This window comes from Amycolatopsis nivea, assembly GCF_004522235.1.
GTDB lineage: Bacteria > Actinomycetota > Actinomycetes > Mycobacteriales > Pseudonocardiaceae > Amycolatopsis > Amycolatopsis nivea.
On the sequence record NZ_SDLT01000036.1, the window covers coordinates 68174 to 91744 of the forward strand.

Annotated in this window: 18 protein-coding genes; 12 read left to right on the forward strand and 6 right to left on the reverse strand. The window is 67.7% G+C overall.

Features of this window, described 5'->3' with window-relative positions; genetic code table 11:
- Position 1 precedes the first annotated feature (1 nt).
- From EIZ44_RS33365 to EIZ44_RS33405, 9 genes are read left to right on the forward strand one after another with little or no spacing between them, the layout of a single operon-like run.
- Positions 2–838 (forward strand): MlaE family ABC transporter permease, encoded by an 837-nt coding sequence (locus EIZ44_RS33365; protein WP_037360186.1) that lies wholly within the window; start codon positions 2–4, stop codon positions 836–838.
- Positions 835–2166 (forward strand): MCE family protein, encoded by a 1332-nt coding sequence (locus EIZ44_RS33370; RefSeq protein WP_037816294.1) that lies wholly within the window; start codon positions 835–837, stop codon positions 2164–2166. The genes EIZ44_RS33365 and EIZ44_RS33370 overlap by 4 nt, the downstream gene beginning before the upstream one ends.
- Positions 2163–3191: an MCE family protein gene (locus EIZ44_RS33375; protein WP_037816293.1), complete on the forward strand. Its 1029-nt coding sequence runs from the start codon at positions 2163–2165 to the stop codon at positions 3189–3191. The genes EIZ44_RS33370 and EIZ44_RS33375 overlap by 4 nt, the downstream gene beginning before the upstream one ends.
- Complete coding sequence (locus tag EIZ44_RS33380) at positions 3188–4174, forward strand: MCE family protein (protein WP_134733102.1); 987 nt, start codon at positions 3188–3190, stop codon at positions 4172–4174. Before EIZ44_RS33375 ends, EIZ44_RS33380 begins: the two co-directional genes overlap by 4 nt.
- Positions 4171–5352, forward strand: a complete 1182-nt coding sequence (locus tag EIZ44_RS33385; protein WP_037816291.1) for an MCE family protein — start codon at positions 4171–4173, stop codon at positions 5350–5352. The genes EIZ44_RS33380 and EIZ44_RS33385 overlap by 4 nt, the downstream gene beginning before the upstream one ends.
- Positions 5353–5362: 10 nt before the next feature.
- The gene (locus EIZ44_RS33390; RefSeq protein ID WP_037816463.1) at positions 5363–6586 is read left to right on the forward strand and encodes an MCE family protein; all 1224 of its coding nucleotides are present in this window, start codon (positions 5363–5365) and stop codon (positions 6584–6586) included.
- Positions 6586–7848, forward strand: coding sequence for an MCE family protein (locus tag EIZ44_RS33395; RefSeq protein WP_043827674.1), 1263 nt, complete (start codon positions 6586–6588; stop codon positions 7846–7848). Before EIZ44_RS33390 ends, EIZ44_RS33395 begins: the two co-directional genes overlap by 1 nt.
- A 36-nt stretch (positions 7849–7884) precedes the next feature.
- Positions 7885–8493 (forward strand): Rv1363c family protein, encoded by a 609-nt coding sequence (locus tag EIZ44_RS33400; protein WP_043827673.1) that lies wholly within the window; start codon positions 7885–7887, stop codon positions 8491–8493.
- A gap of 26 nt (positions 8494–8519) precedes the next feature.
- Entirely contained in the window at positions 8520–9584 is a 1065-nt protein-coding gene (locus tag EIZ44_RS33405; RefSeq protein ID WP_240691484.1) for a hypothetical protein, read from the forward strand.
- Between the two features lie 16 nt (positions 9585–9600).
- Here the strand turns inward: EIZ44_RS33405 and aroQ are convergent, their stop codons facing one another.
- Positions 9601–10071 carry a gamma subclass chorismate mutase AroQ gene (aroQ, locus tag EIZ44_RS33410; protein WP_134733104.1) on the reverse strand — a complete coding sequence of 157 codons (471 nt, stop codon included), beginning with the start codon at positions 10069–10071 and terminating at the stop codon, positions 9601–9603.
- A gap of 720 nt (positions 10072–10791) precedes the next feature.
- Between aroQ and rpoB the strand changes: the two genes are divergently transcribed.
- Positions 10792–14295, forward strand: coding sequence for a DNA-directed RNA polymerase subunit beta (gene rpoB / locus EIZ44_RS33415; protein WP_134733106.1), 3504 nt, complete (start codon positions 10792–10794; stop codon positions 14293–14295).
- 155 nt (positions 14296–14450) lie between these two features.
- On the forward strand, positions 14451–18362 hold the full coding sequence (locus tag EIZ44_RS33420) for a DNA-directed RNA polymerase subunit beta' (RefSeq protein ID WP_037816286.1): 3912 nt from the start codon (positions 14451–14453) through the stop codon (positions 18360–18362).
- Between the two features lie 61 nt (positions 18363–18423).
- On the opposite strand, the gene EIZ44_RS33425 is transcribed toward EIZ44_RS33420, so the two are convergent.
- From EIZ44_RS33425 to EIZ44_RS33440, 4 genes are read right to left on the reverse strand one after another with little or no spacing between them, the layout of a single operon-like run.
- Positions 18424–19239: a hypothetical protein gene (locus EIZ44_RS33425; protein WP_134733108.1), complete on the reverse strand. Its 816-nt coding sequence runs from the start codon at positions 19237–19239 to the stop codon at positions 18424–18426.
- 3 nt (positions 19240–19242) lie between these two features.
- A complete protein-coding gene (locus tag EIZ44_RS33430; RefSeq protein WP_037816284.1) occupies positions 19243–20304 on the reverse strand; it encodes a hypothetical protein in 1062 nt (353 codons plus the stop codon).
- An 8-nt stretch (positions 20305–20312) separates the two neighbouring features.
- Positions 20313–20648, reverse strand: a complete 336-nt coding sequence (locus EIZ44_RS33435; protein WP_134663737.1) for a hypothetical protein — start codon at positions 20646–20648, stop codon at positions 20313–20315.
- Positions 20648–21229: a YbaB/EbfC family nucleoid-associated protein gene (locus EIZ44_RS33440; protein ID WP_037816282.1), complete on the reverse strand. Its 582-nt coding sequence runs from the start codon at positions 21227–21229 to the stop codon at positions 20648–20650. Before EIZ44_RS33440 ends, EIZ44_RS33435 begins: the two co-directional genes overlap by 1 nt.
- A gap of 197 nt (positions 21230–21426) precedes the next feature.
- Between EIZ44_RS33440 and EIZ44_RS33445 the strand changes: the two genes are divergently transcribed.
- Positions 21427–22065 (forward strand): double zinc ribbon domain-containing protein, encoded by a 639-nt coding sequence (locus EIZ44_RS33445; RefSeq protein ID WP_240691485.1) that lies wholly within the window; start codon positions 21427–21429, stop codon positions 22063–22065.
- A 4-nt stretch (positions 22066–22069) separates the two neighbouring features.
- Here EIZ44_RS33445 and EIZ44_RS33450 read toward each other — a convergent pair whose 3' ends face one another.
- Positions 22070–23569 (reverse strand): hypothetical protein, encoded by a 1500-nt coding sequence (locus EIZ44_RS33450; RefSeq protein ID WP_134733110.1) that lies wholly within the window; start codon positions 23567–23569, stop codon positions 22070–22072.
- Positions 23570–23571: the final 2 nt, after the last annotated feature.

Here is a 23571-nt window from a genome sequence, read left to right on the forward strand (position 1 = left end):
CATGACGTTCCTCTCGGGGGCGAAGCGGATCGCCAACCGCCCGCTGGAGACCCTGGACACGCTCGGCGACCAGATGTCGTTCTACGGCAGGGCTCTGCTGTGGACGCCGCGCACGCTGCGCCGCTACACCAAGGAAGTGCTGCGGCTGCTGGCCGAGGTGAGCTTCGGTTCCGGCTCGCTCGCGGTCATCGGCGGCACGGTCGGCGTGATGGTCGGCCTGACGCTGTTCACCGGTGTTCTCGTCGGCCTCCAGGGCTACTCGGCGCTGAACTCGATCGGCACCTCGGCCTTCACCGGCTTCCTCACCGCGTTCTTCAACACCCGCGAGATCGCGCCGCTGGTCGCCGGGCTGGCGCTGTCGGCGACGGTCGGCGCGGGCTTCACCGCGCAGCTCGGCGCGATGCGGATCTCCGAGGAGATCGACGCGCTCGAGGTGATGGGCGTGCCGAGCCTCCCGTACCTGGTGACCACGCGGATCATCGCCGGGTTCGTGGCCGTGATCCCGCTGTACGTGATCGGCCTGCTGAGCTCGTACCTCGCCTCGCGGCTGGTCGTTATCTATATCTACGGACAATCCGCGGGTACCTACGACCATTACTTCGACCTGTTCCTACCACCGCAAGACGTGCTCTATTCGTTCATCAAGGTGCTGATCTTCAGCGTTTTGATCATTCTTTCGCACTGCTACTTCGGGTACCGGGCCAGCGGCGGGCCCGCCGGGGTGGGCGTGGCCGTCGGCCGCGCGGTGCGGCTTTCCATCGTCACGGTTTCGGTCGTGAACTTCTTCATCGGTTTCGCGATTTGGGGAACCGACGTCACGGTGAGGATTGCGGGATGACCACACTACGGCGCAGGTTGCTCGGCCTGCTGCTGGTGGCGGTGCTCGTCGGCGGGATCGCGCTCAGCATCGCGATGTACGACAAGGCGTTCAGCAAGTTCGTCACCGTGAAGCTCGACGCGGGCCACATCGGCAACCAGCTGCTCAAGCAGTCGGACGTGAAGGTCCGCGGTTTGATCGTCGGTTCGGTGCAGGACATCAAGGCCACCGAGAACGGCGCGGAACTGACGCTGGCGATGGATCCGGAGTCGGTGAAGCTGATTCCGGAGAACGTGTCCGCGCGATTCCTTCCCAAGACGTTGTTCGGCGAACGCTATGTGTCGCTGCAGATTCCGCAGGACCCGTCGAGCAGGACGCTTTCCCAGGGCGACGTGATCACCCAGGACCGCACTTCCGGCGCGGTCGAACTGGACCAGGCGCTCGAACACCTGATGCCGGTGCTGCAGGCGGTGCAGCCGCAGAAGCTGTCCAGCACGCTCACCGCGATCTCGACCGCGCTGCAGGGCCGCGGCAAGCCGCTCGGCGAAACGCTTTCGCAGCTCGGCCAGTACATCGGCGAGCTGAACCCGCACGAGCCGGAGCTGCAGCACAACCTCCAGGCGCTCGCGGAGTTCTCCGGACACCTGAGCAACGCGACGCCGGATCTGGTGCAGAGCCTGGACAACCTGAGCACGACCACGCGCACCGTGGTCGCCGAGCAGGCGAACCTGTCGAGCCTCTACGGCAACCTCACCACCGCGTCGCAGGACCTGCAGTCGTTCCTCGAGGCGAACTCGCAGAACCTGATCAGCCTCGCCAGCACCGCGCGCCCGACCGCTGAGCTGCTCGCCAAGTACTCGCCGGAATACCCGTGCGTGCTGAAGCAGATGGCGAAGGTCGTGCCGGTCGCGGACGCGGCGCTGGGCAAGTACAACGGCAAGCCCGGCCTGAACGCGACCATCGAGGTCGTCGTCAACCGCGGGCCGTACAAGCCGGGCGAGGAACCGCGGTTCGAGGACAAGCGCGGTCCGCGCTGCTACGACCTCAACCCCGCGCCGGACCCGTTCCCGCAGCAACCGCCGGACGGCCCGTTCAAGGACGGCACCAAACAGGGCGCGGCTCCGAAGACCGTGGGCGAGGGCCTCAACCCGGCCAACTTCAAGGCGGACGCGGCCGGGGCCAACGGCGGCGGCACCTCGGGCGGCAACCCGGTCAACACCGCGGCCGAGAACAACTTCCTCGCCGCGCTGGTCAGCCCGGAGATGGGGATTTCGCAAAACCAGTTCCCGGGCTGGGGCTCGCTGCTCGTCGGCCCGCTCTACCGGGGCACGGAGGTGACGGTCAAGTGAGGGGACTCGCCGCACCGCTGATCAAGCTGACGATCTTCGTGGTCGTCACGGTGCTGTTCACGACAGTGCTCGGCATCAGCATCGCGAACATCAACACCACCAGCACGAGCGCCTACTCCGCGCGGTTCACCGACGCCACGCTCCTGCTGCCGAACGACGACGTGCGCATCGCCGGCGTCCGCGTCGGCCAGGTCAAGGACGTGAAGATCGTCGACAAGCGCCAGGCGCAGGTGGACTTCGAGGTCGACTCCGGGCGCAAGCTCCCGGCAGGCGTGACCGCGCAGATCAAGTTCCGCAACCTGGTCGGCCAGCGCTACGTCTCCCTCGGCGAGGGCGACGACACCAGCGGCGCGACGCTCAAGCCGGGCGACACCATCCCGCTCGAGCGCACGACGCCCGCGCTGGACCTGACCGAGCTGTTCAACGGCTTCAAGCCGCTGTTCACCGCGCTGAACCCGGCCGACGTCAACAAGCTGTCGTACGAGGTCATCCAGGTGCTGCAGGGCGAGGGCGGCACGGTGGAAAGCCTGCTGTCGCACACCGCTTCGCTGGCCACCACGATCGCCAACAAGGACCAGGTGATCGGCGAGGTCATCGACAACCTCAACTCGGTCCTCGACACGGTCAACCAGCACACCCCGCAGCTCAACGACCTGATCGTGAAGCTGCAGCAGCTGGTGTCCGGCCTCGCCGCGGACCGCAAGCCGATCGGCGACGCGATCGAGGGGCTGGGCAACCTGGCCAACACGACCGCCGGTCTGCTGACCGACGCGCGGGCTCCGTTGAAGGACGACATCGCCGCTCTGGGCAAGCTCACCACGAACCTGAACCAGAACGAGCCGCTCGTCGAGCACTTCATCCAGTTCATGCCGAAGAAGGTCAGTGCGCTCACCCGCACCGCCGACTACGGCTCGTGGTTCAACTTCTACTCCTGCGAGATGACCGGGACGGTGGGCGTGCCAGGGCTGCTGCCGCCGACGGACTTCACGCTCGCGCCGGTGAACCGGGACAGGTGCAAGCCATGAAGTCCTTCCAGAAACGCAACCCGATCCCGATCGCGCTGGTCGGCATCGCGGTCATGGCGCTCGGCCTCGTCGCCGCCATGAACTCCGAGGACCTGCCGGTGATCGGCGGCGGCACCACCTACAGCGCAGACTTCTCCGAAGCGGCCGGGCTGCAGAAGGACAACGACGTGCGGATCGCGGGCGTGAAGGTCGGCAAGGTGTCCGACATCAAGCTCGACGGCCCGAACGTCAAGGTGTCGTTCAAGGTCAAGGACGCCTGGATGGGCGACAAGACCACGGCGGCGATCAAGATCAAGACGCTGCTCGGCCAGAAGTACCTCGCGCTCGACCCGCAGGGCAACGGCAACCTCGACCCCGGTTCGCCGATCCCGCGCGACCGGACGATGTCGCCGTACGACGTGCTCGACGCGTTCCGCGGCCTGTCGCAGACGGTCGACGCGATCGACACGAACCAGCTGTCGAAGAGCTTCGAGGCGATCACCCAGACGTTCTCGAACACGCCGCAGGACGTGAAGGGCGCGCTGTCCGGGCTGTCGAAGCTGTCGGACACGATCGCCAAGCGCGATTCGCAGCTGGCGAACCTGCTGGCCAACACGCGCCAGGTGTCGCAGACCCTGGTCGACCGGGACGCCGAGGTGCAGAAGCTGATCACCGACGGCAACCAGCTGCTGGACGAGATCGGCAAGCGCGAGCAGGCGATCAAGACGCTGCTCGACGGTTCGAAGCAGCTGTCGACGCAGCTGCAGGGCCTGATCGACGACAACGACGGCCAGCTGAACCCGGTGCTCACCCAGCTCGACCAGCTCACGTCGATGCTGCAGCGCAACCAGGACTCGCTGGCGCAGGGGATCCAGAAGTTCGCGCCGTTCATCCGGGTCTTCAACAACACGATCGGCACCGGGCACTGGTTCGACAACTACATCTGCGGCCTGGTGCTTCCCTCGGTCGGCCCGCTCAATCCGGAGGGGTGCAACTCCAAATGACCGACACCCGCTTCGGCCAGTCGCTCACCCGCGGCTTCACGATCGCGATCGTCCTCGCGCTCGTGGTCGCGGGCGCGCTCTGGTGGACGTTGAAGGACGCCGGCCGCAACCACCTGACCGCGTACTTCTCCGGCGCCGTCGGCCTTTACGAGGGCAACAGCGTCCGGATGCTCGGAGTGGACATGGGCACGGTGACCAAGATCCAGCCGATGGGCAACCAGGTCCGGGTCGACCTCGAATACGACCGCTCGGTCGCGGTGCCCGCCGACGCGAAGGCGGTCATCGTGTCGCCGTCGCTGGTCAGCGACCGCTACGTCCAGCTCGCCCCGGCCTACACCGGCGGCCCGCGGATCTCCGACGGCGCGACGATCGGCCTCGACCGCACCGAGGTGCCGCTGGAGGTCGACCAGCTCGCCGCCAGCCTCGCCAAGGTCAGCGAGACGCTCGGACCGAACGGGGCCAACAAGAACGGCTCGCTTTCGGACCTGCTGAACACCGCCGCGAACAACCTCGACGGCAACGGCAAGGCGCTGCACGACACGATCACCAAGCTCGGGCAGGCGTCCGGAACGCTGGCGGGCAACAAGGACGACCTCTTCCAGACGGTGCAGAACCTCGGCAAGTTCTCCCAGTCGCTCGCCAACAGCGACGGCCAGGTGCGCCAGTTCGAGAGCCAGCTCGCCGACGTGAGCGGATTCCTCGCCGGGGAGAAGGACAATCTCGCCCAGACCGTGCAGCAGCTCGGCACCACGCTGCAGTCGGTGCAGGGCTTCATCGAACGCAACCGCGGCCGGTTGAAGTCCAATGTGGACAAGCTGGCCAGCGTGACCAAGGTGCTGGTGGACCAGCGCAGCTCGCTCGCCGAGATCCTCGACGTCGCGCCGGTCGCGCTGTCCAACATCGTCGGCGTCTACAACGGCTCGTCCGGCACGCTCGACGCGCGGCCGAACCTCAACGAGCTGACCCAGCCGCCGCTGGTGATGGTCTGCAGCCTGCTCAAGCAGACCTCGGTGACCAAGCAGCTGCTCGGCAACGCCTGCGACGGCATCGCCAAGGTGGTCGACGGCGTGGTTCCGCTGCCGTCCACCGCGCAGGTCATCCAGGCGATGCAGAACGGCCAGCTGCCGCCGCTGCCGCTCCCGCTGCAGGGCCAGGTCTACGGGACGCAGGGGAGCTGACGTGAAGCGACTGACGAAGTTCGCCGCGGGCGGAGCGCTCGCCACGGTGTCCGCGCTCGTGCTGAGCGGCTGCGCGTTCAACGGCGTCTACGACGTCCCGCTGCCCGGCGGGGCCGACCTCGGCAGCCACCCGTACACGCTGAAGATCCAGTTCAAGGACGTGCTCGACCTCGTCCCGCAGTCCGGGGTGAAGGTCAACGAGGTGCCGGTCGGGCAGGTCAAGTCGATCGGGCTGACGCCGGACGGCTGGCACGCCGAGGTGACCGTCGAGGTCAACGGCGACGTCAAGCTGCCGGCCAACGCGATGGCCAACGTGAAGCAGTCGAGCCTGCTCGGCGAGAAGTACGTCGAACTGGCCTCGCCGGGCGGCGACGAGGCGACCGGGCAGCTGGCGAACGGGGCGACCATCCCGCTCGCGCGCACCGGCCGCGACGTCCAGGTCGAGGAGGTGCTCGGCGCGCTGTCCCTGCTGCTCAACGGCGGCGGCGTGGAGCAGCTCAACACGATCACCAAGGAACTCAACAACGCCACCGCCGGCCGCGAGCCGGACATCAAGGCGCTGCTGGCCAACGCGAACGAGCTGGTCACCAACCTCGACAACCAGTCGGCCAACATCACCCGCGCGCTCGACGGCCTCAACCGGCTGTCCATGACGCTGCGGGACCAGAAGGACAAGCTGGTCGGCGCGGTCGACAACCTCGGGCCCGGGCTCGGGGTGCTGGAGCAGCAGCGCGGCCAGCTGGTGACCATGCTGAACGCGCTCAACAACCTCTCCGGCGTCGCGACCGACACGGTCAACAAGAGCAAGGCGGACCTGGTCGCCGACCTCAAGGCGCTCACGCCGACGCTGCAGAAGCTCGGCGAGGCGGGCAGCGACCTGCCGAAGGCGCTGGAGATCCTGCTGACCTATCCGTTCACCGACCAGGCCTACAACGACGTCAAGGGCGACTACTTCAACCTGTTCGCCAAGGTCGACCTGAACCTCAAGGACGTCATCGACAACCTCGGCCGCAGCAGGCAGAACGGGCTCAACGGGCTCATTCCCGCGCCGGGGCTGACCGGCGGCGTCGAAGGCTCGCCCGCGAACCAGCCGCCGCCGCTGTCGTTCCCGGGCAGCCAGCCCGCGCAGCAACAGCAGCAGGCTCCGTCCTCGACCGGCGGCCAGGGCGGCGGGCAGCCGTCGCAGAGCGGGTTGTCCGGCCTGTTCGGGGTGCTTTCCGGAGGTGCTGGCTGATGTTGCTGCGCAGGACGAAAATCCAGCTGGTGGTCTTCGCCATCATCTCGGTCGTGGCCATCGTGTACGCGCTGATCCGGTTCGCCGGCCTCGGCACGGTGTTCGGCAGCAGCGGGTACACGGTCAAGCTGCAGCTCAACGAATCCGGCGGGATCTTCACCAACGCCGAGGTCACCTACCGCGGCTTCAACGTCGGCCGCGTCGGGCAGCTGCGGCTGACCCAGAGCGGGCTCGAGGCCGACCTGAACATCGACCCGTCGGCCCCGCGCGTGCCCGCCGACCTCGACGCGGTCGTCGCCAACCGGTCCGCGGTCGGCGAGCAGTACGTCGACCTGCGGCCGAAGAACGACCAGGGCCCGTACCTCGCGAGCGGTTCGGTGATCCCGGCCGCCCGCACGAGCACCCCGGTCAGCACCGACCGGCTGCTCGGCGACCTCGACTCGCTGTCGGCCTCGGTGCCGACCGACGCGCTGCGGAAGGTCGTCGACGAGTCCTACGACGCGTTCCGCGGCACCGGCGGCGACCTGCAGAAGCTGCTCGACACCGCGCGCAGCTTCACCACCACCGCGCAGCAGTACCTGCCGCAGACCGTGCAGCTGCTGCAGGCAGGCGGCCAGGTGCTGGACACGCAGAACGACGAGGCGTCGAACTTCGCGTCCTTCTCCAAGAGCCTCAACCAGCTCAGCGGGACGCTCAAGAATTCCGACGGCGACCTGCGCAAGCTGATCGGCGTCACCCCGCAGGTGGCGACCCAGATCAGCCAGGTGCTCAAGGAGACCGGGCCCGGTCTCGGCGCGCTGACCGCGAACCTGCTGACGACGGCCAACCTGACCGTGACCCGGCTGGACGGCCTCGAACAGGGCCTGGTGACCTATCCGGCACTGGCGGCCGCCGCGCCGTCGGTGGCCCCCGGCGACGGGACCGCGCACCTCGGCCTGGTGCTGAACCTGTTCAACCCGCCGTCGTGCACGAAGGGCTATCTGCCCTACAGCCAGTACCGTCCGGGTTCGGACACCTCGCCCCGGCCCGAGGACGACAAGGCCTACTGTGCCGAGCCGAAGGGCAGCCCGATCAACGTCCGGGGTTCCCAGAACGCGCCGTACAACGGCGTGCCGGTGCAGCCGTCGCAGCAGGACATCGCGGCGAACCAGAACCGGCCGGCGCAGCAGCTGCAGGAGCAGCGCGACGCTCAGGTGCCGGGCGTCGTCGGCAGCCCCGGGGTGTCCCTGAACAGCATGGGCTCGCTGCTGGGACTCGGCTGACCGGGATTTGATGACTGTTACCTACTCTGGAGTGTTATGAGTGCCGAGCACGCGGTCGCCGAGGAAGAGGTGACCGCTGATACGCCCGAACCGGCAACGGCGGTGGCGGCGAAGGAAAAGTGGACGCTTCCCGGATCGCCGCGGGTGTGGCTGTTCGGATCCGGGGCGTTCGCTCTCGCCGCGCTGGTGGTGGCGATCGTGTTCGGGATCATGTGGCTGGTCGCGGAGATGGACGGCGACCGGGATCTGGCTTCGGCGCGCGACGACGTGCTCAAGGACGGCACCGCGGCGGTGCTGGCCTACACCCAGGTCGACTACCAGCACCTGGACACGTACTTCCAGCAGCAGAAGGACGTCTCCAGCGACGACATGGCCAAGCAGATCGAGCAGGCCCAGCCGAACTACTCGAAGGCGCTGACCGACCAGAAGGTCAAGGTCACCACCACGATCCAGGACATCGCGGTCGAGGAGCTGAACGACCACGACGGCAAGGCCAGCTTCCTGGCCGCGATCAGCACGGACACCTCGGCGGGCGGGAAGAACGCCACCAAGGCGCTGCGGCTCGAGGTCCAGATGACCCGGGTCGACGGCAAGTGGAAGCTGTCCGGGATCGACCAAGTGCCGCTCGTCGCCGCCGGCAAGTAGCTTCACCCGCAGATCGGAGTTCCGCAGTGCCCCCCTCCCGTCGCCAGCCACCGCGCAGCAGCAGCACGCCACCGGCTCGCAAGCCGAAGGTCGCCGGGCTGCGCAAGCCGTCGGACCCGGCGGCGCCGGCGGCCTCGCCCAAGCCGCGCCCCCGGCCGCGGCCGCTCCCCGACGCGGATCCGGCCGAGGTGACCCAGGAGCTGCGGATTCCCCGCGGCGGCCTGGTGCGCCCGGCCGACCCCGAGCCCGCTTCGACCGAGACCGAGCCTGCTTCGGCCGAGGTCGCGGAGACCGCTGTCGAGGAAGACGCCGCCGAGGTCTCCGGGGTAACCAAAGAAGCCCCGGCCGAAGAAGTCGACGCGCTCACCGGCGAGACCGTCGAGGACGAGAAACCGGCCCGGCCGAGCCCGCGGCGCAAGAAGCGCGACACCGGCTCGGAGAAGCCCTCGGACGTCGAGGAAGCCGAGACCAAGGCCCGGGCGGAGGAAGCCGCCGAGGTACCGGCTCAGCGGTCCGTGGTCAGCCGCAACACCGTGCGCGTCGCGCTGCTGCTGGTGGTCGGGCTGGCACTGGTCGCCGCGGCGGTCATCTTCCAGGTCAAGGGCTCGGACGCGGCCGATTCGACGAGCAACCGCGCGGTGCTCGACGTGGCGAAGACCGCGCAGGTCAAGGACCAGGTCTCGAAGGCCATCGAGACGCTGTTCTCCTACGACTTCAACAACATCAAGAAGACCGAGGACGCGGCCAACCAGCTGCTCGCCACCGACCAGGTCAAGACGAGCTACAACGCGCTGATGGGCCAGGTCAAGAAGCTGGCTCCGGAGCAGAAGGTGGTCGTGACCTGCAAGGTCACCCGCAGCGCAGTGATCCGGCTGAACGGCGACCTCGCCAGGGTGATGCTGTTCATCGACCAGACGTCGACGCGCGCGGACACGAAGCAGACCGCCGCGGGCACGGCGCAGATGCACGTGGACGCCCAGCTGCAGGGCAACACGTGGAAGATCACCGACATGGACACCTACAAGGCCGCCGCACCGGCCGCTGGCGCCCCCGCGCCGTCCGCGCCCGCTTCGGCTCCGCCGTCGAAGTAAGCGTCCTGAGCAGTCGTCACGGCCCGTTCCCGGAACCTCCGGGGGCGGGCCGTTGTCGTGCCAGCGTCCGGAACGCCGTCCGAAGCGGCTCCTGCAGCTCATCCGGGCTCTCCGGCGGCTCCAGGGCCTCCGAGCCGGTCGCGGCCAGCCGGTCCAGCAGAGCGACCGTGAGACCGTCCAATTCGGCCCGCAGCACCGACAGGTCGGGACCGCCCTCGGGCAAGTCGCCGGGATGCGCGCTCCAGTGCGTGAAGAGCCGATGCTGGACCTGCTTGCTGGCGGCGATCTGATCCGAGAGGAACCCGGCGGCGAGATCCGGGTCGAGGCCGATTTCGCGGGCCAGCACCCGGACGCGGGCCAGCTCCCGCTGCTCGCGGACGGGATCGTCGACCGGCCGCCCGGCCCCGAACTTCGCGGCGGCGACCTGTTCGCTGATCGCCAGCCTGCGCAGGACCAGGTCGGGAAGCGACGCGTCGGGTCCGGGCATCGTGCGCACCTCCGGGAGTTCGGGCCCGCCCAGTTGATCACCGGGACGCATCCGTTGCCAAGCGTCGCTTCCGGGCGTGCGCAACCCCTGTCCGGGGGACCCGGAATCGGGTGCCGAGCTGCCCGAAGTTCCCCTGTTTTCGTCCGCCGCGAAGCATCCGGCCACTCGCGGAATGTGATCCATCCCGCGCCCGCCGCGCCGATGCGGAAACCGCCGCCGAAACCGTGCGCAGGCCGCCCACCTGCGTCGCTGTCCGGCCGACCTGCGCGGCCGTCCCGGAGTACCCGGCGGTAACCGGGACCGCGGCCGGATCGGTCACCCTGTGCTGTCCGGGTTCGACGCTGCGCCAACCGGCGGGAGAGCCGCGCGGCATCTTGACTCCAAAGCCGCGTGGGTTCACGCTTACTGCCAACGGTCACGGCCGGGGAACGCGAACCTTGCGGGAGGGGCGCGAAAACCCGGGCGAACCGGGAGCCGGAAGGACGCAGTGAGGCTCAGGGAGACGCACTGCCCCAAGGTGACGCGATGCAGGCTGGGCCCCGTCGGGAGCGCCCCCTGGACAGACCGCGTCATCGGGGCTAGACTGCTTCTTTGCGCTGCCCTCTTTCAGGCTGCCCGGAGCCGGTAGTTAGGATAGTGGGCACACGGCACCCCTGACAGTCCGCGACAGCTGTTGCCATCGCGGCTGCTCACCGCTCATTGTCCCCGGAAGGACGCATCTTGGCAGTCTCTCCCGCGAACCAGGCCACTGCTGCGACCACCTCGGCTGAATCCCGCGCGCAGGCCACGGGAATCCCCGGAGCGCCCAAGCGGGTCTCCTTCGCGAAGATCCGCGAGCCACTCTCCACCCCGAACCTGCTTGACGTCCAGATCCAGTCGTTCCAGTGGTTCACCGGCAACGAGGCGTGGTTCGAGCGCCGCGTCAACGAAGGCGAAGAAAACCCGGTCGGCGGTCTGGAAGAGGTCCTCAACGAGATCTCGCCGATCGAGGACTTCTCGGGCTCGATGTCCCTTTCCTTCTCCGCTCCGCGCTTCGACGAGGTCAAGGCCTCGATCGAGGAGTGCAAGGACAAGGACATGACGTACGCGGCCCCGCTGTTCGTCACCGCCGAGTTCGTCAACAACAACACTGGCGAGATCAAGAGCCAGACGGTCTTCCTGGGCGACTTCCCGGTGATGACCGACAAGGGCACCTTCATCATCAACGGCACCGAGCGGGTCGTCGTGTCCCAGCTGGTGCGTTCTCCGGGCGTGTACTTCGACAGCAGTGTCGACAAGACGACCGACAAGGACGTCTTCAGCGTGCGCGTGATCCCGAGCCGCGGCGCGTGGCTCGAGTTCGACGTGGACAAGCGCGACACCGTCGGCGTCCGCATCGACCGCAAGCGCCGCCAGCCGGTCACCGTGCTGCTGAAGGCGCTCGGCTGGTCCACCGAGGCGATCCGCGAGCGCTTCTCGTTCTCCGAGACGCTGCTGGCCACGCTCGAGAAGGACCACACCGCGGGCACCGACGAGGCGCTGCTCGACATCTACCGCAAGCTGCGCCCGGGCGAACCGCCCACGAAGGAGAGCGCGCAGACGCTGCTGGAGAACCTGTTCTTCAAGCCGAAGCGCTACGACCTGGCCAAGGTCGGCCGCTACAAGGTCAACAAGAAGCTGGGCCTCGACACCCCGTACGAGACCGGCACGCTGACCGAAGAGGACATCGTCTCGGCCATCGAGTACCTGGTCCGGCTGCACGCCGGCGAGGACAAGATGACGAGCTCCGCCGGCGTCGAGGTGCCGGTCGAGACCGACGACATCGACCACTTCGGCAACCGCCGCCTGCGCACCGTCGGCGAGCTGATCCAGAACCAGATCCGGGTCGGCCTCTCCCGCACCGAGCGCGTCGTGCGCGAGCGCATGACCACGCAGGACGTCGAGGCGATCACGCCGCAGACCCTGATCAACATCCGCCCGATCGGCGCGGCGATCAAGGAGTTCTTCGGCACCTCGCAGCTGTCGCAGTTCATGGACCAGAACAACCCGCTGTCGGGCCTGACGCACAAGCGTCGTCTTTCGGCCCTCGGCCCGGGCGGTCTGTCCCGTGAGCGCGCCGGCATGGAGGTCCGCGACGTCCACCCGTCGCACTACGGCCGGATGTGCCCGATCGAGACGCCGGAAGGCCCGAACATCGGCCTGATCGGCTCGCTGTGCTCGTACGCGCGGGTCAACCCGTTCGGCTTCATCGAGACGCCGTACCGCAAGGTCGTCGAGGGCCAGGTCACCGACCAGGTCGACTACCTGACCGCGGACGAGGAAGACCGTTACGTCAAGGCGCAGGCCAACGCGCCGCTGACCGACGACGGGCACTTCGAGGAAGAGAAGGTCCTCGGTCGCCGCAAGGGCGGCGAGGTCGAGCTGATCGACCCGCTCGAGATCGACTACATGGACGTGTCGCCGCGGCAGATGGTCTCCGTCGCCACCGCGATGATCCCGTTCCTGGAGCACGACGACGCGAACCGCGCGCTGATGGGCGCGAACATGCAGCGGCAGGCTGTTCCGCTGCTGCGCAACCAGGCTCCGTACGTGGGCACCGGCGTGGAGCTGCGCGCCGCGGTCGACGCCGGGGACGTCCTGGTCGCCGAGCAGGCGGGCGTGGTCGAGGAGCTGTCCGCGGACATCATCACGATCATGCACGACGACGGCACGCGGAAGAGCTACGGACTGTACAAGTTCCGCCGCTCCAACCACGGCACGTGCTTCAACCACCGGCCGATCGTCAACGAGGGCGACCGGGTCGAGCAGGGCCAGGTCATCGCCGACGGCCCGTCCACCGAGAACGGTGAGATGGCGCTCGGCAAGAACCTTCTCGTCGCGGTCATGCCGTGGGAGGGCCACAACTACGAGGACGCGATCATCCTCTCCGAGCGCCTGGTGCAGGACGACGTGCTGACGTCGATCCACATCGAGGAGCACGAGATCGACGCCCGCGACACCAAGCTGGGCGCCGAGGAGATCACCCGGGACATCCCGAACGTCTCCGAGGAGGTCCTGGCCGACCTCGACGAGCGCGGCATCATCCGCATCGGCGCCGAGGTCCGCGACGGCGACATCCTGGTCGGCAAGGTCACGCCGAAGGGCGAGACCGAGCTGACCCCGGAGGAGCGCCTGCTCCGCGCGATCTTCGGCGAGAAGGCGCGCGAGGTCCGCGACACCTCGCTGAAGGTGCCGCACGGCGAGACCGGCAAGGTCATCGGCATCCGGGTGTTCTCCCGCGAGGACGACGACGAGCTGCCCCCGGGCGTCAACGAGCTGGTCCGCGTCTACGTGGCCCAGAAGCGCAAGATCCAGCCGGGCGACAAGCTCGCCGGCCGGCACGGCAACAAGGGTGTCATCGGCAAGATCCTGCCGGTCGAGGACATGCCGTTCATGGAGGACGGCACCCCGGTCGACATCATCCTGAACACCCACGGTGTGCCGCGACGGATGAACATCGGCCAGATCCTCGAGCTGCACCTCGGCTGGCTGGCCTCGCAGGGCTGGACGATCGAGGGCAACCCGGACTGGGCGAAGAACCTGTCCGAGGAGCTCTACGACGTCGCGCCGAACACGAACACCGCGACCCCGGTGTTCGACGGCGCGAAGGAAGAGGAGCTCACCGGGCTGCTCGGGGCGACCAAGCCGAACCGCGACGGCGAGCGCATGGTCAAGGAGAACGGCAAGGCCACGCTGTTCGACGGCCGCTCCGGCGAGCCGTACCCGTACCCGGTGTCGGTCGGCTACATGTACATCCTGAAGCTGCACCACCTGGTCGACGACAAGATCCACGCCCGCTCCACCGGCCCGTACTCGATGATCACCCAGCAGCCGCTGGGCGGTAAGGCGCAGTTCGGCGGCCAGCGCTTCGGCGAGATGGAGTGCTGGGCGATGCAGGCCTACGGCGCGGCTTACACGCTGCAGGAACTGCTCACGATCAAGTCGGACGACGTGGTCGGCCGCGTCAAGGTGTACGAGGCGATCGTGAAGGGGGAGAACATCCCCGAGCCGGGCATCCCGGAGTCGTTCAAGGTGCTCCTCAAGGAGCTCCAGTCGCTGTGCCTCAACGTCGAGGTGCTCTCCAGCGACGGCGCGGCGATCGAGATGCGCGACTCCGACGACGAGGACCTCGAGCGCGCAGCGGCGAACCTCGGCATCAACCTGTCCCGCAACGAGTCGCCCTCGGTGGACGACGTCGTGCACTAGCCCGCCTCTCCGGCATTTCCAAGTGTGGTCGCGTTTTCGAGGACCGTCGCGCTGGGAGGGGTACCGTGGCCGGCTGCCGTCACGGTACCCCTGAGGTGCGGTTGATCCCGGGGCCACAAAGGCTTTAATCCTCAAGGAAAGAGGGAAGAAAAGACGTGTTGGACGTCAACTTCTTCGACGAACTCCGGATCGGTCTTGCTACTGCCGACGACATCCGTCAGTGGTCCTTCGGCGAGGTCAAGAAGCCGGAGACCATCAACTACCGGACCCTCAAGCCGGAGAAGGACGGGCTCTTCTGCGAGAAGATCTTCGGTCCGACCCGGGACTGGGAGTGCTACTGCGGCAAGTACAAGCGCGTCCGGTTCAAGGGCATCATCTGCGAGCGCTGCGGCGTCGAGGTCACTCGCGCCAAGGTGCGCCGTGAGCGGATGGGCCACATCGAGCTGGCCGCGCCGGTCACCCACATCTGGTACTTCAAGGGCGTTCCGTCGCGCCTCGGCTACCTGCTGGACCTGGCGCCCAAGGACCTCGAGAAGATCATCTACTTCGCGGCCTACGTGATCACCGGCGTGAACACGGAGCTGCGGCACAACGACCTGCCGACCCTCGAGAACGAGATCGGCGTCGAGCGCAAGAACCTCGAGACGAAGCGCGACGCCGACATCGAGGCCCGTGCGCAGAAGCTGGAAGCCGACCTGGCCGAGCTGGAGGCGGAGGGCGCGAAGTCCGACGTGCGCCGCAAGGTCAAGGAGGGCGGCGAGCGCGAGATGCGCCAGCTGCGCGACCGCGCCGGCCGCGAGCTGGACCGCCTCGAGGAGGTCTGGACGACCTTCACGAAGCTCGAGCCGCGTCAGCTGATCGCCGACGAGCTGCTCTACCGCGAGCTGATCGACCGGTACGGCGAGTACTTCACCGGCGGCATGGGCGCGGAAGCGATCCAGAAGCTGGCGACCGAGTTCGACGTCGCCGCGGAGGCCGACAGCCTGCGCGACACCATCCGCAACGGCAAGGGGCAGAAGAAGCTCCGCGCGCTGAAGCGGCTCAAGGTCGTCGCCGCGTTCCAGGCGACCGGCAACGACCCGCGCGGCATGGTGCTCGACGCCGTCCCGGTCATCCCGCCGGACCTGCGCCCGATGGTGCAGCTCGACGGTGGCCGCTTCGCCACGTCGGACCTGAACGACCTGTACCGCCGCGTGATCAACCGGAACAACCGGCTCAAGCGGCTGATCGACCTCGGCGCGCCCGAGATCATCGTCAACAACGAGAAGCGGATGCTGCAGGAGGCCGTCGACGCGCTGTTCGACAACGGCCGCCGCGGGCGTCCGGTCACCGGCCCGGGCAACCGGCCGCTGAAGTCGCTGTCCGACCTGCTGAAGGGCAAGCAGGGCCGGTTCCGCCAGAACCTGCTGGGCAAGCGCGTCGACTACTCGGGCCGTTCGGTCATCATCGTCGGTCCGCAGCTGAAGCTGCACCAGTGCGGTCTGCCGAAGGACATGGCGCTCGAGCTGTTCAAGCCGTTCGTCATGAAGCGGCTGGTCGACCTGAACCACGCGCAGAACATCAAGTCCGCCAAGCGGATGGTGGAGCGCTCGCGGCCGCAGGTGTGGGACGTGCTCGAAGAGGTCATCACCGGCCACCCGGTGATGCTGAACCGTGCGCCGACCCTGCACCGGCTGGGCATCCAGGCCTTCGAACCGCAGCTGGTCGAGGGCAAGGCCATCCAGCTGCACCCGCTGGTCTGCGAAGCGTTCAACGCGGACTTCGACGGCGACCAGATGGCGGTGCACCTGCCGCTGTCGGCCGAGGCGCAGGCCGAGGCCCGGATCCTGATGCTGTCGGCGAACAACATCCTGTCGCCGGCGTCGGGCCGTCCGCTCGCCATGCCGCGACTGGACATGGTCACCGGTCTGTTCCACCTGACCCGGCTGAACGAGAACGCCGAGGGCGCGGGCAACGCGTACTCGTCGCCCGCCGAGGCGATCATGGCGTTCGACCGCAAGGCGCTGAGCCTGCACGCCCCGGTCAAGATCCGCGTCACCGACCGTCAGCCCGCGAAGGCCGACGAGGCGGCGCTCGCGGAAAAGGGCTGGGAGCCGGGCAAGCCGTGGCTGGCCGAGACGACCCTGGGCCGCGTCCTGTTCAACGACCTGCTGCCGGCGGACTACCCGTTCATCAACGAGCCGATGCCGAAGAAGCGGCAGGCGGCCATCGTGAACGACCTCGCCGAGCGGTACTCGATGACGCAGGTCGCGCAGACGCTGGACAAGCTCAAGGACGCCGGTTTCTACTGGGCGACCCGCTCGGGCGTCACGGTCGCGATCTCGGACGTGCTGACCCCGGTCGGCAAGAAGGCCATTCTCGACGAGTACGAGGGCAAGGCCGACCAGGTCGAGAAGCGGTACCAGCGCGGTCAGCTGTCCCACGCCGAGCGCAACAACGAGCTCGTCAAGGTGTGGACGCAGGCGACCGAAGAGGTCCACAAGATCATGGAGACGGCGCTGCCGGACGACAACCCGATCGCCATGATCGTGAAGTCGGGCGCGGCCGGCAACATGACACAGGTCCGTTCGCTGGCCGGTATGCGTGGTCTGGTGTCGAACCCGAAGGGTGAGTACATCCCGCGTCCGATCAAGGCGAACTTCCGTGAAGGCCTGTCGGTGGCGGAGTACTTCATCGCCACGCACGGCGCCCGGAAGGGTCTGGCGGACACGGCGCTGCGTACCGCGGACTCGGGTTACCTGACCCGTCGTCTGGTGGACGTTTCGCAGGACGTCATCGTCCGCGAGATCGACTGCGGCACCACGCGCGGCATCATGATGCCGATCGGCGAGGACCTCGGCGACGGCAAGGTCGTGCGCGACCAGCACGTCGAGACCTCCGTGTACGCGCGGAACCTCGCGACGGACGCGGTGGACGCCAAGGGCAACGTCGTGCTGAACGCGGGCGACGACATCGGCGACCCGGCCATCGAGAAGCTGCTCTCCAGCGGCATCTCGAAGGTGAAGGTCCGCTCGGTGCTCACCTGCGAGTCGGCGGTCGGTGTCTGCGCGACCTGCTACGGCCGTTCGATGGCGACGGGCCAACTCGTCGACGTCGGCGAGGCGGTCGGCATTGTCGCCGCCCAGTCGATCGGTGAGCCGGGCACGCAGCTGACGATGCGTACGTTCCACCAGGGTGGTGTCGCCGGTGACGACATCACGACCGGTCTGCCCCGTGTCACCGAGCTTTTCGAGGCTCGGGTGCCGAAGGGCAAGGCTCCGATCGCGGACGTCGACGGCCGCGTGCGGATCGAGGAGAGCGAGCGGTTCTGGAAGATCACCCTGATCCCGGACGACGGGTCGGAGGAGATCGTCTTCGACAAGCTGTCCAAGCGGCAGCGGCTCGCGAACACCCCGAACGGCCCGCTGGGCGACGGCGACCACGTCAACGTCGGCCAGCAGCTGCTCGAGGGCACGCCGGACCCGCACGAGGTCCTGCGCGTCATGGGCCCGCGCGAAGCGCAGATGCACCTCACGGACGAGGTCCAGAAGGTGTACCGGGCGCAGGGTGTGTCGATCCACGACAAGCACATCGAGGTCATCGTGCGGCAGATGCTGCGCCGCGTGACGATCATCGACTCCGGAGCCACGGACTTCCTGCCGGGCGAACTGCCCGAGCGGACGAAGTTCGAGGCGACGAACCGGGCCGCGGTCGCCGAGGGCGGCGAGCCGGCTTCGGGCCGTCCGGTGCTGATGGGCATCACGAAGGCGTCGCTGACCACGGACTCGTGGCTGTCGGCGGCCTCGTTCCAGGAGACCACGCGCGTCCTGACCGACGCGGCCATCAACGGCCGCTCGGACAAGCTCGTGGGCCTCAAGGAGAACGTCATCATCGGTAAGCTCATCCCGGCCGGTACGGGCATCAACAAGTACCGGAACATCCAGGTGCAGCCGACCGAGGAGGCGCGGGTCGCGGCGTACGCGATCCCGTCCTACGACGACGGTTACTACACCCCGGACGTGTTCGGTTCGGGCACCGGCGCCGCGGTTCCGCTGGACGACTACGACTTCGGTCGCGACTTCCGCTGATCCGCTCCGCGTGAACGAAACGCCCCCGGCTTCGGCCGGGGGCGTTTCGCTGTATGCGGGGTCAGACCGCGGCGGGCACGTTGATCCGGTCGAGGAAGTCGGCGATCAGGTCGATTCTGGCGACCAGGGTCGCCGGGTCGATCTCGTCCCGGTACACCGCGTAGCACCACCCGTGCTCGAGGCCGATGAGGTCCGGAAGCAGTTCATGGTTGCCGCGCAGCCAGTCCATGGTCTCCGGGGCGATGACCTGGGCCGAGAGGTCCTGATCGCTGGCGTATCCGGTGAACTCGTTCTCGGCCGGCGTGAATTGCTCCCAGCGGGCGGCCGAGGGCGACGTTCGCGCCTCCGCTTCGAACAGCCTTTGCTGGTAGTTGAGATACGCCATGGTCCGCCCGAACATCCGCACCGGTTCGGTCGGGTACGCCTTGGCGATCTTCATGCTCGGCGTCGGCCCGACCTTGGTTTCGATGGTGTACTCGTAGATCCTTCTGGAGCTGTTGGCCCCGACCCGGAGCGAGCACCAGTACGCGCTGACCCGGAACTGCCGGTCCCGCCGCGGCAGATCAGCCGCGAACTCGACGGTCGGAGGACTGCTGGGGAAGGTCATGCCCTCCGAGATGGTCTTCGGCCGGTACAGCTCGCCAAGAGGCTTCCGGCGCTGCGCGGACCGGGGCCGCCCGTATTTCAGATCGGCGACCATGGATCCGCCCAGTTCCTCGGGCACCGCGTGCAATGCGGCCTCCCGGGCTTGTCTCGCCCGTTTCTTCTTCAGATGCCAGCGGAAGCCGAGATAACTCGGGAGCACGACCATGACCAGGAGTCCGAGAATCGGCCTGAGCCAGTACCAAGCGTCGTGCTCTGCGAGGGCGAGATCCACGGTTCAGAACTCCAGATCTTTTTTGGTCTCGTCTTCCGAAGTTCCGTCCCCGGTCGCCGCGTACTCGACGGCCTTGCGCGCGTTCTCCAGGTGTCCCAACGGTTTCCCTGGCTTGACCGGCAGGTCGGTTTCGTTCTTGTCGTGGCTTCGGAGCCCGACCTGCGACCGTGCCTCGTCCAGCAGCTTCCCGCCGACGGTTTTCCCGAAACCGTCCTTGGCCCGCTTGGCGGTGGTCTTGCCGCCTGCCTCGGCCATCTTGGCCACCTCGTCCTTGGCCGCTTTGAAGAACGTCTGGAACCGGGCGATCAAGTCCTTGATCATGTCCAGCAGCTTCTGCAGCTTGCTGACCTGCTTGGTCGCCTTGCCCGCGGTAGACGCCGCGCGCACCCCGGTCGCCGTGCCCGCCGCCGCGGTGGATGCTCCGAACGACGGGACCGCGGCGGCCAGTGCCGGGATCCAGATCATGATCAGCCAGGTGATCAGCTCGGTCAGCAGCGCCTTGATGAAGTCCTCGATGACGGTCATCGCCATGCTGCACACCTGCAGCATCGTCGCGATGTCGCCGGCCTGGTCGGCGGTGCCGGTGATCCCAGTCGAGAACTTGGCCAGCTTCTCCGCCGCGGTTTCGGCCGCGCCGCCTTCCCACTGGGAGAGCGAGCTCTTCGCCTGCTCGCTGAACTGGTGCGCGAACTGCTCCAGCCCGCGCCCGATCGCCGTGAAGTTCTCGGCCGCTTTGGACAGTGCCGGGCCGTCGCCGCTGACGAAGTGGATCGCGTCCTGGAGCGGGTCGCAGACGGCCAGCAGGAAGTTCAGTCCCTGGCCGACCAGCCAGCCGATCGGATCGGAGCTGATGCTCATCGCGGTTTCCGCGCACGACTGGACGAAGTTGGTCGTCTCGGAAACCACCCCGCTCAGCCCGGTCGCGGTGTCGCCTGCCTTGATCGCGTCGCTGGTGCCCGCGTCGTAGATCTTCACCGCGCCGCCCACCACCGGCAGCGCGTTGACGATCTTCTTGCCGGTGCCGTCCTCCGGCTTGATCTCGATCTTGCCCAACGGATCAGACATCCCGCCCCCTACTTCCGTCCGCTGCCGAGGTTGTCGATCTTGCCCATGACGTCTTTCCAGCTGCGGCAGTGGTCCTCTTCGGTCTGGTCGTAGAACTGGCCTGCGCGGTTGATCTTGTCGGACGCGGACTGCAGGCCGGTTTCCATCGAGGTCAGCAGGTCTTTCAGGTCGTTGACCATGTCCGTGTACATGTGCTTGACGAGGATGCCGATGACGCCCCAGGACTCGTCGCCGACGTCGGCTTGCGCCACCTTGCCCTTGACCCCGGCGACCGCGGTCTTGTTGCCCGCCAGCTGGCGGGAGTAGTCGTAGAGCTTCGCCGTCTGCACCTGGTAGCCGGCCATCAGCGGTGGTCCTCGTCGTCGAACAGGTTCTTCAGGAAGTCGTCCCCGGCGGACCCGGCCGAGGACGGCGGTGGCGGCGGGGGAGGGGTCTTCTCCGCGGGGTCGGCCAGCAGTTCGCGCTCGGAATAGTCCTCGTGCTGTTCTTCCTCGACGCTCCGCTGCGGCGCGGGCGCGCCCCGCTCCATCGCGGCACGCAATTCCTCGACGTCGGTGCCCAGCAGTTCGGCCTGGGTTTCCAGCACCTGCTCGGTGAGCTGCATCGAGTTGCCCGTGTGCTGGTCCACCAGCACGGCCTGCTGCCGCGCGGACTCGGCGACCGCCTGCTGCAGGGTCGCCATCACCATCCCGGACAATTCCGTCCCGCCGTGACGCAGCGCGGCATCGGTGATCCGGATGTCCTTGATCGACCCGCCCGGGCCGGAGACGACGGTGACCGACTGGTCGGGCGACGTCGCGGTCGCTTCGAGCGCGCCCAGTTCCTCCTGCATCTGGGCGATGCCGGCGAACTGGTCGTCCACCCGCTGCAGCCTCGATTGGAACCGGTCGAATTCAGCGACCAGCCGGTCGAACTCGTCGGACATGCCGTCTCCCCTGGTGTTCTGTTGCCATACCGTCATGGCCCAATCCGGCATCTTACGGTCGGTATCCGACTAAACACGGCGAAACCGCCAAAAAAGCCCCGTCGCGCGCTCTCTGGTCCCGGTCGCGCTGCGTAGCGGGTCCGGAGACGGTACTTGTACGGTCGCGGCCCGGATCCGGCTGGCATAACTTCGCGCGCGTGGCTGATGTCGTGCCGTTCACGGACAACTTCTCGGATCTCTCCAACGCGCAGGGGTACCAGTTCGAATTCCGTTGCGAGCGCTGCGGAAACGGGTACCGGTCGGCGTTCCAGCGGGACGCGATGGAGACCGGGCGCAGCATGTTGCGCGCGGTGGGCTCGTTCTTCGGCGGGACGCTGCAGCAGTTGAGCAGCTCCGCGGACCAGTGGAAGTACGACCGGGCGACGAACTCGTCAGCGAAGGACCGCGCGCTGACCGCGGCCGTCGAGGAGATCACCCCGCGCTTCCGCCAGTGCCGCGGCTGCAGCGACTGGATGTGCGCGGATCAGTGCTGGAACGAGGAAATCGGCCAGTGCCTGCGCTGTTCGCCCAGCGTGGCGGAGGAGGTCTCGCGCGCGCAGGCGGCGGCGCAGCGGGACCAGATCTGGGACAAGGCGCGCGAGAAGAACTGGACCAAGGGTCTGGACCTGGGCACCCGCGCGAAGCTCACGTGCCCGGACTGCGGCCTGAAGGTGGACGGCGGGAAGTTCTGCACCGGATGCGGAAGCTCGCTGGCCCCGACTGTCCACTGTGGAGAGTGCGGCAAGGAGTCCAAGGCGGGCGCGGTGTTCTGCGCGGATTGCGGGCACCGGCTCTGAGGTCTCAGACCTTGGCGAGGGTTTCGCGCCGCTTCTTCACCCGGCGAGGGACGCTGGGCAAGTAGGTGCGCTTGAGCAGCAGGAGACCAGGCACGAGCCAGATCAGCGAGCCGAGAAGATCGACGGCCGAGAACGCCGAGCCGACCTGATACCCCGGATGTCCCCAGAACGGACCCACCGCGACCTCGACGACGGTGCCCGGCGCGGGGAGCTCGCTCTTGTTCCAGTCGGCGGTGATTTCGCGGGTGCTGCCGTCCTGCTCGTAAGTTCCGTCGATCTCGGCCCGGTCGGCGGTGCACGACATGCCGCCGCTGGTGGTCACGCAGTGGCGGGTGCCGCCCTCGCTGACCCGGGTAACTGTCACTTGCACCTGGGGAGCCAGCCTCGTCAGCACGGCGATCGAGTTGCCCGCCGGCGCCGCGCCGATGATGATCATGGCGAGCGCGATGAGAGTCCGCGCGGTCAGCGAAACCGAAGTGACCGGCTGCCGGTCCCGGGCGTCCCGTCGGTGGTTCAGCGGTGTGCGGACAAACCCGCCGCGTTTGCCGATCCATGCGTCGTACGCGGTGTCGGCGCTGGTCGCGACTGAACGGAATTGCCGGTCGTTCGCCCACTTCTCCCAGATCGCTGAGGGGACAGCGGCGGCGAGCATCGCGAGCTTGCGGGAGTTGTCGAACATCCGGTCTTCGGTCAGCCCGCCGGTGTCGGTGGTCCAGATCGCGTCCTCGCGGAAGGCGACCTGGTGCACGCGGAAGAACCGGTCGTTCAGGAGCAGCTCGCGGACCTCGCCGGTCAGCATCTCCCGGGCGAACTCCGGATCCGAGGTGTAGACGGAGAACCGGCGGTCGAATTCGGGGTCGGTCTCGAATTCGTGCAGGGTGGTGTCGGGCCGCAGCCAGCTGAACTGGTTGCGGGTGATCCGCATGTCTTCGAGCGGAGTGAAGTGCCCTGGGGCGAAGGCTTTGATCTTCGGCGAGATGGTCAGCGCGGGCACGTTCGGGACGCGCAGCTCCACGACCGAGCAGATCGAACCCAGCGCCTCGGCCAGCTTCGACTTCCGGCGGAAGTTCTCGTCCCGGTAGGGAGATTCGGTCGAGTACTCGATGCCGAGCAGCCGGTGCCCGTGATGGGTGAACTCGACCGTGGCCCGGCTCGGCCAGGGATCGGGATGGTCGCGCGGGACGGCAAGCCCTTGCCGGGGAAGGAAACCGAAGCTGGGCTCGCCGCTTGAATCGACGCGCTTGGCCCAGTGCTGCGAGCGCCAGCCCCGCCAGGCAAGCAGGGCGGCGACGACCAGCGGCACGCCGTACCAAGCCAGCGGCGGCACGGTCAAGCTGGCGGAGAACCAGTACAGCGTGGCGAGGGAGACGGTGATTCCGCTGAGCACATGGAAAACCGCCGCCAGGACCGCGCTGCGACGCTCGGCCCAGGCGGCGGTCCACAGCAGCAGGAAGGCCAGCGCGCAGCCGCCGAAGAAATAGCCGGGGACAACCAGCTCGTCCATCA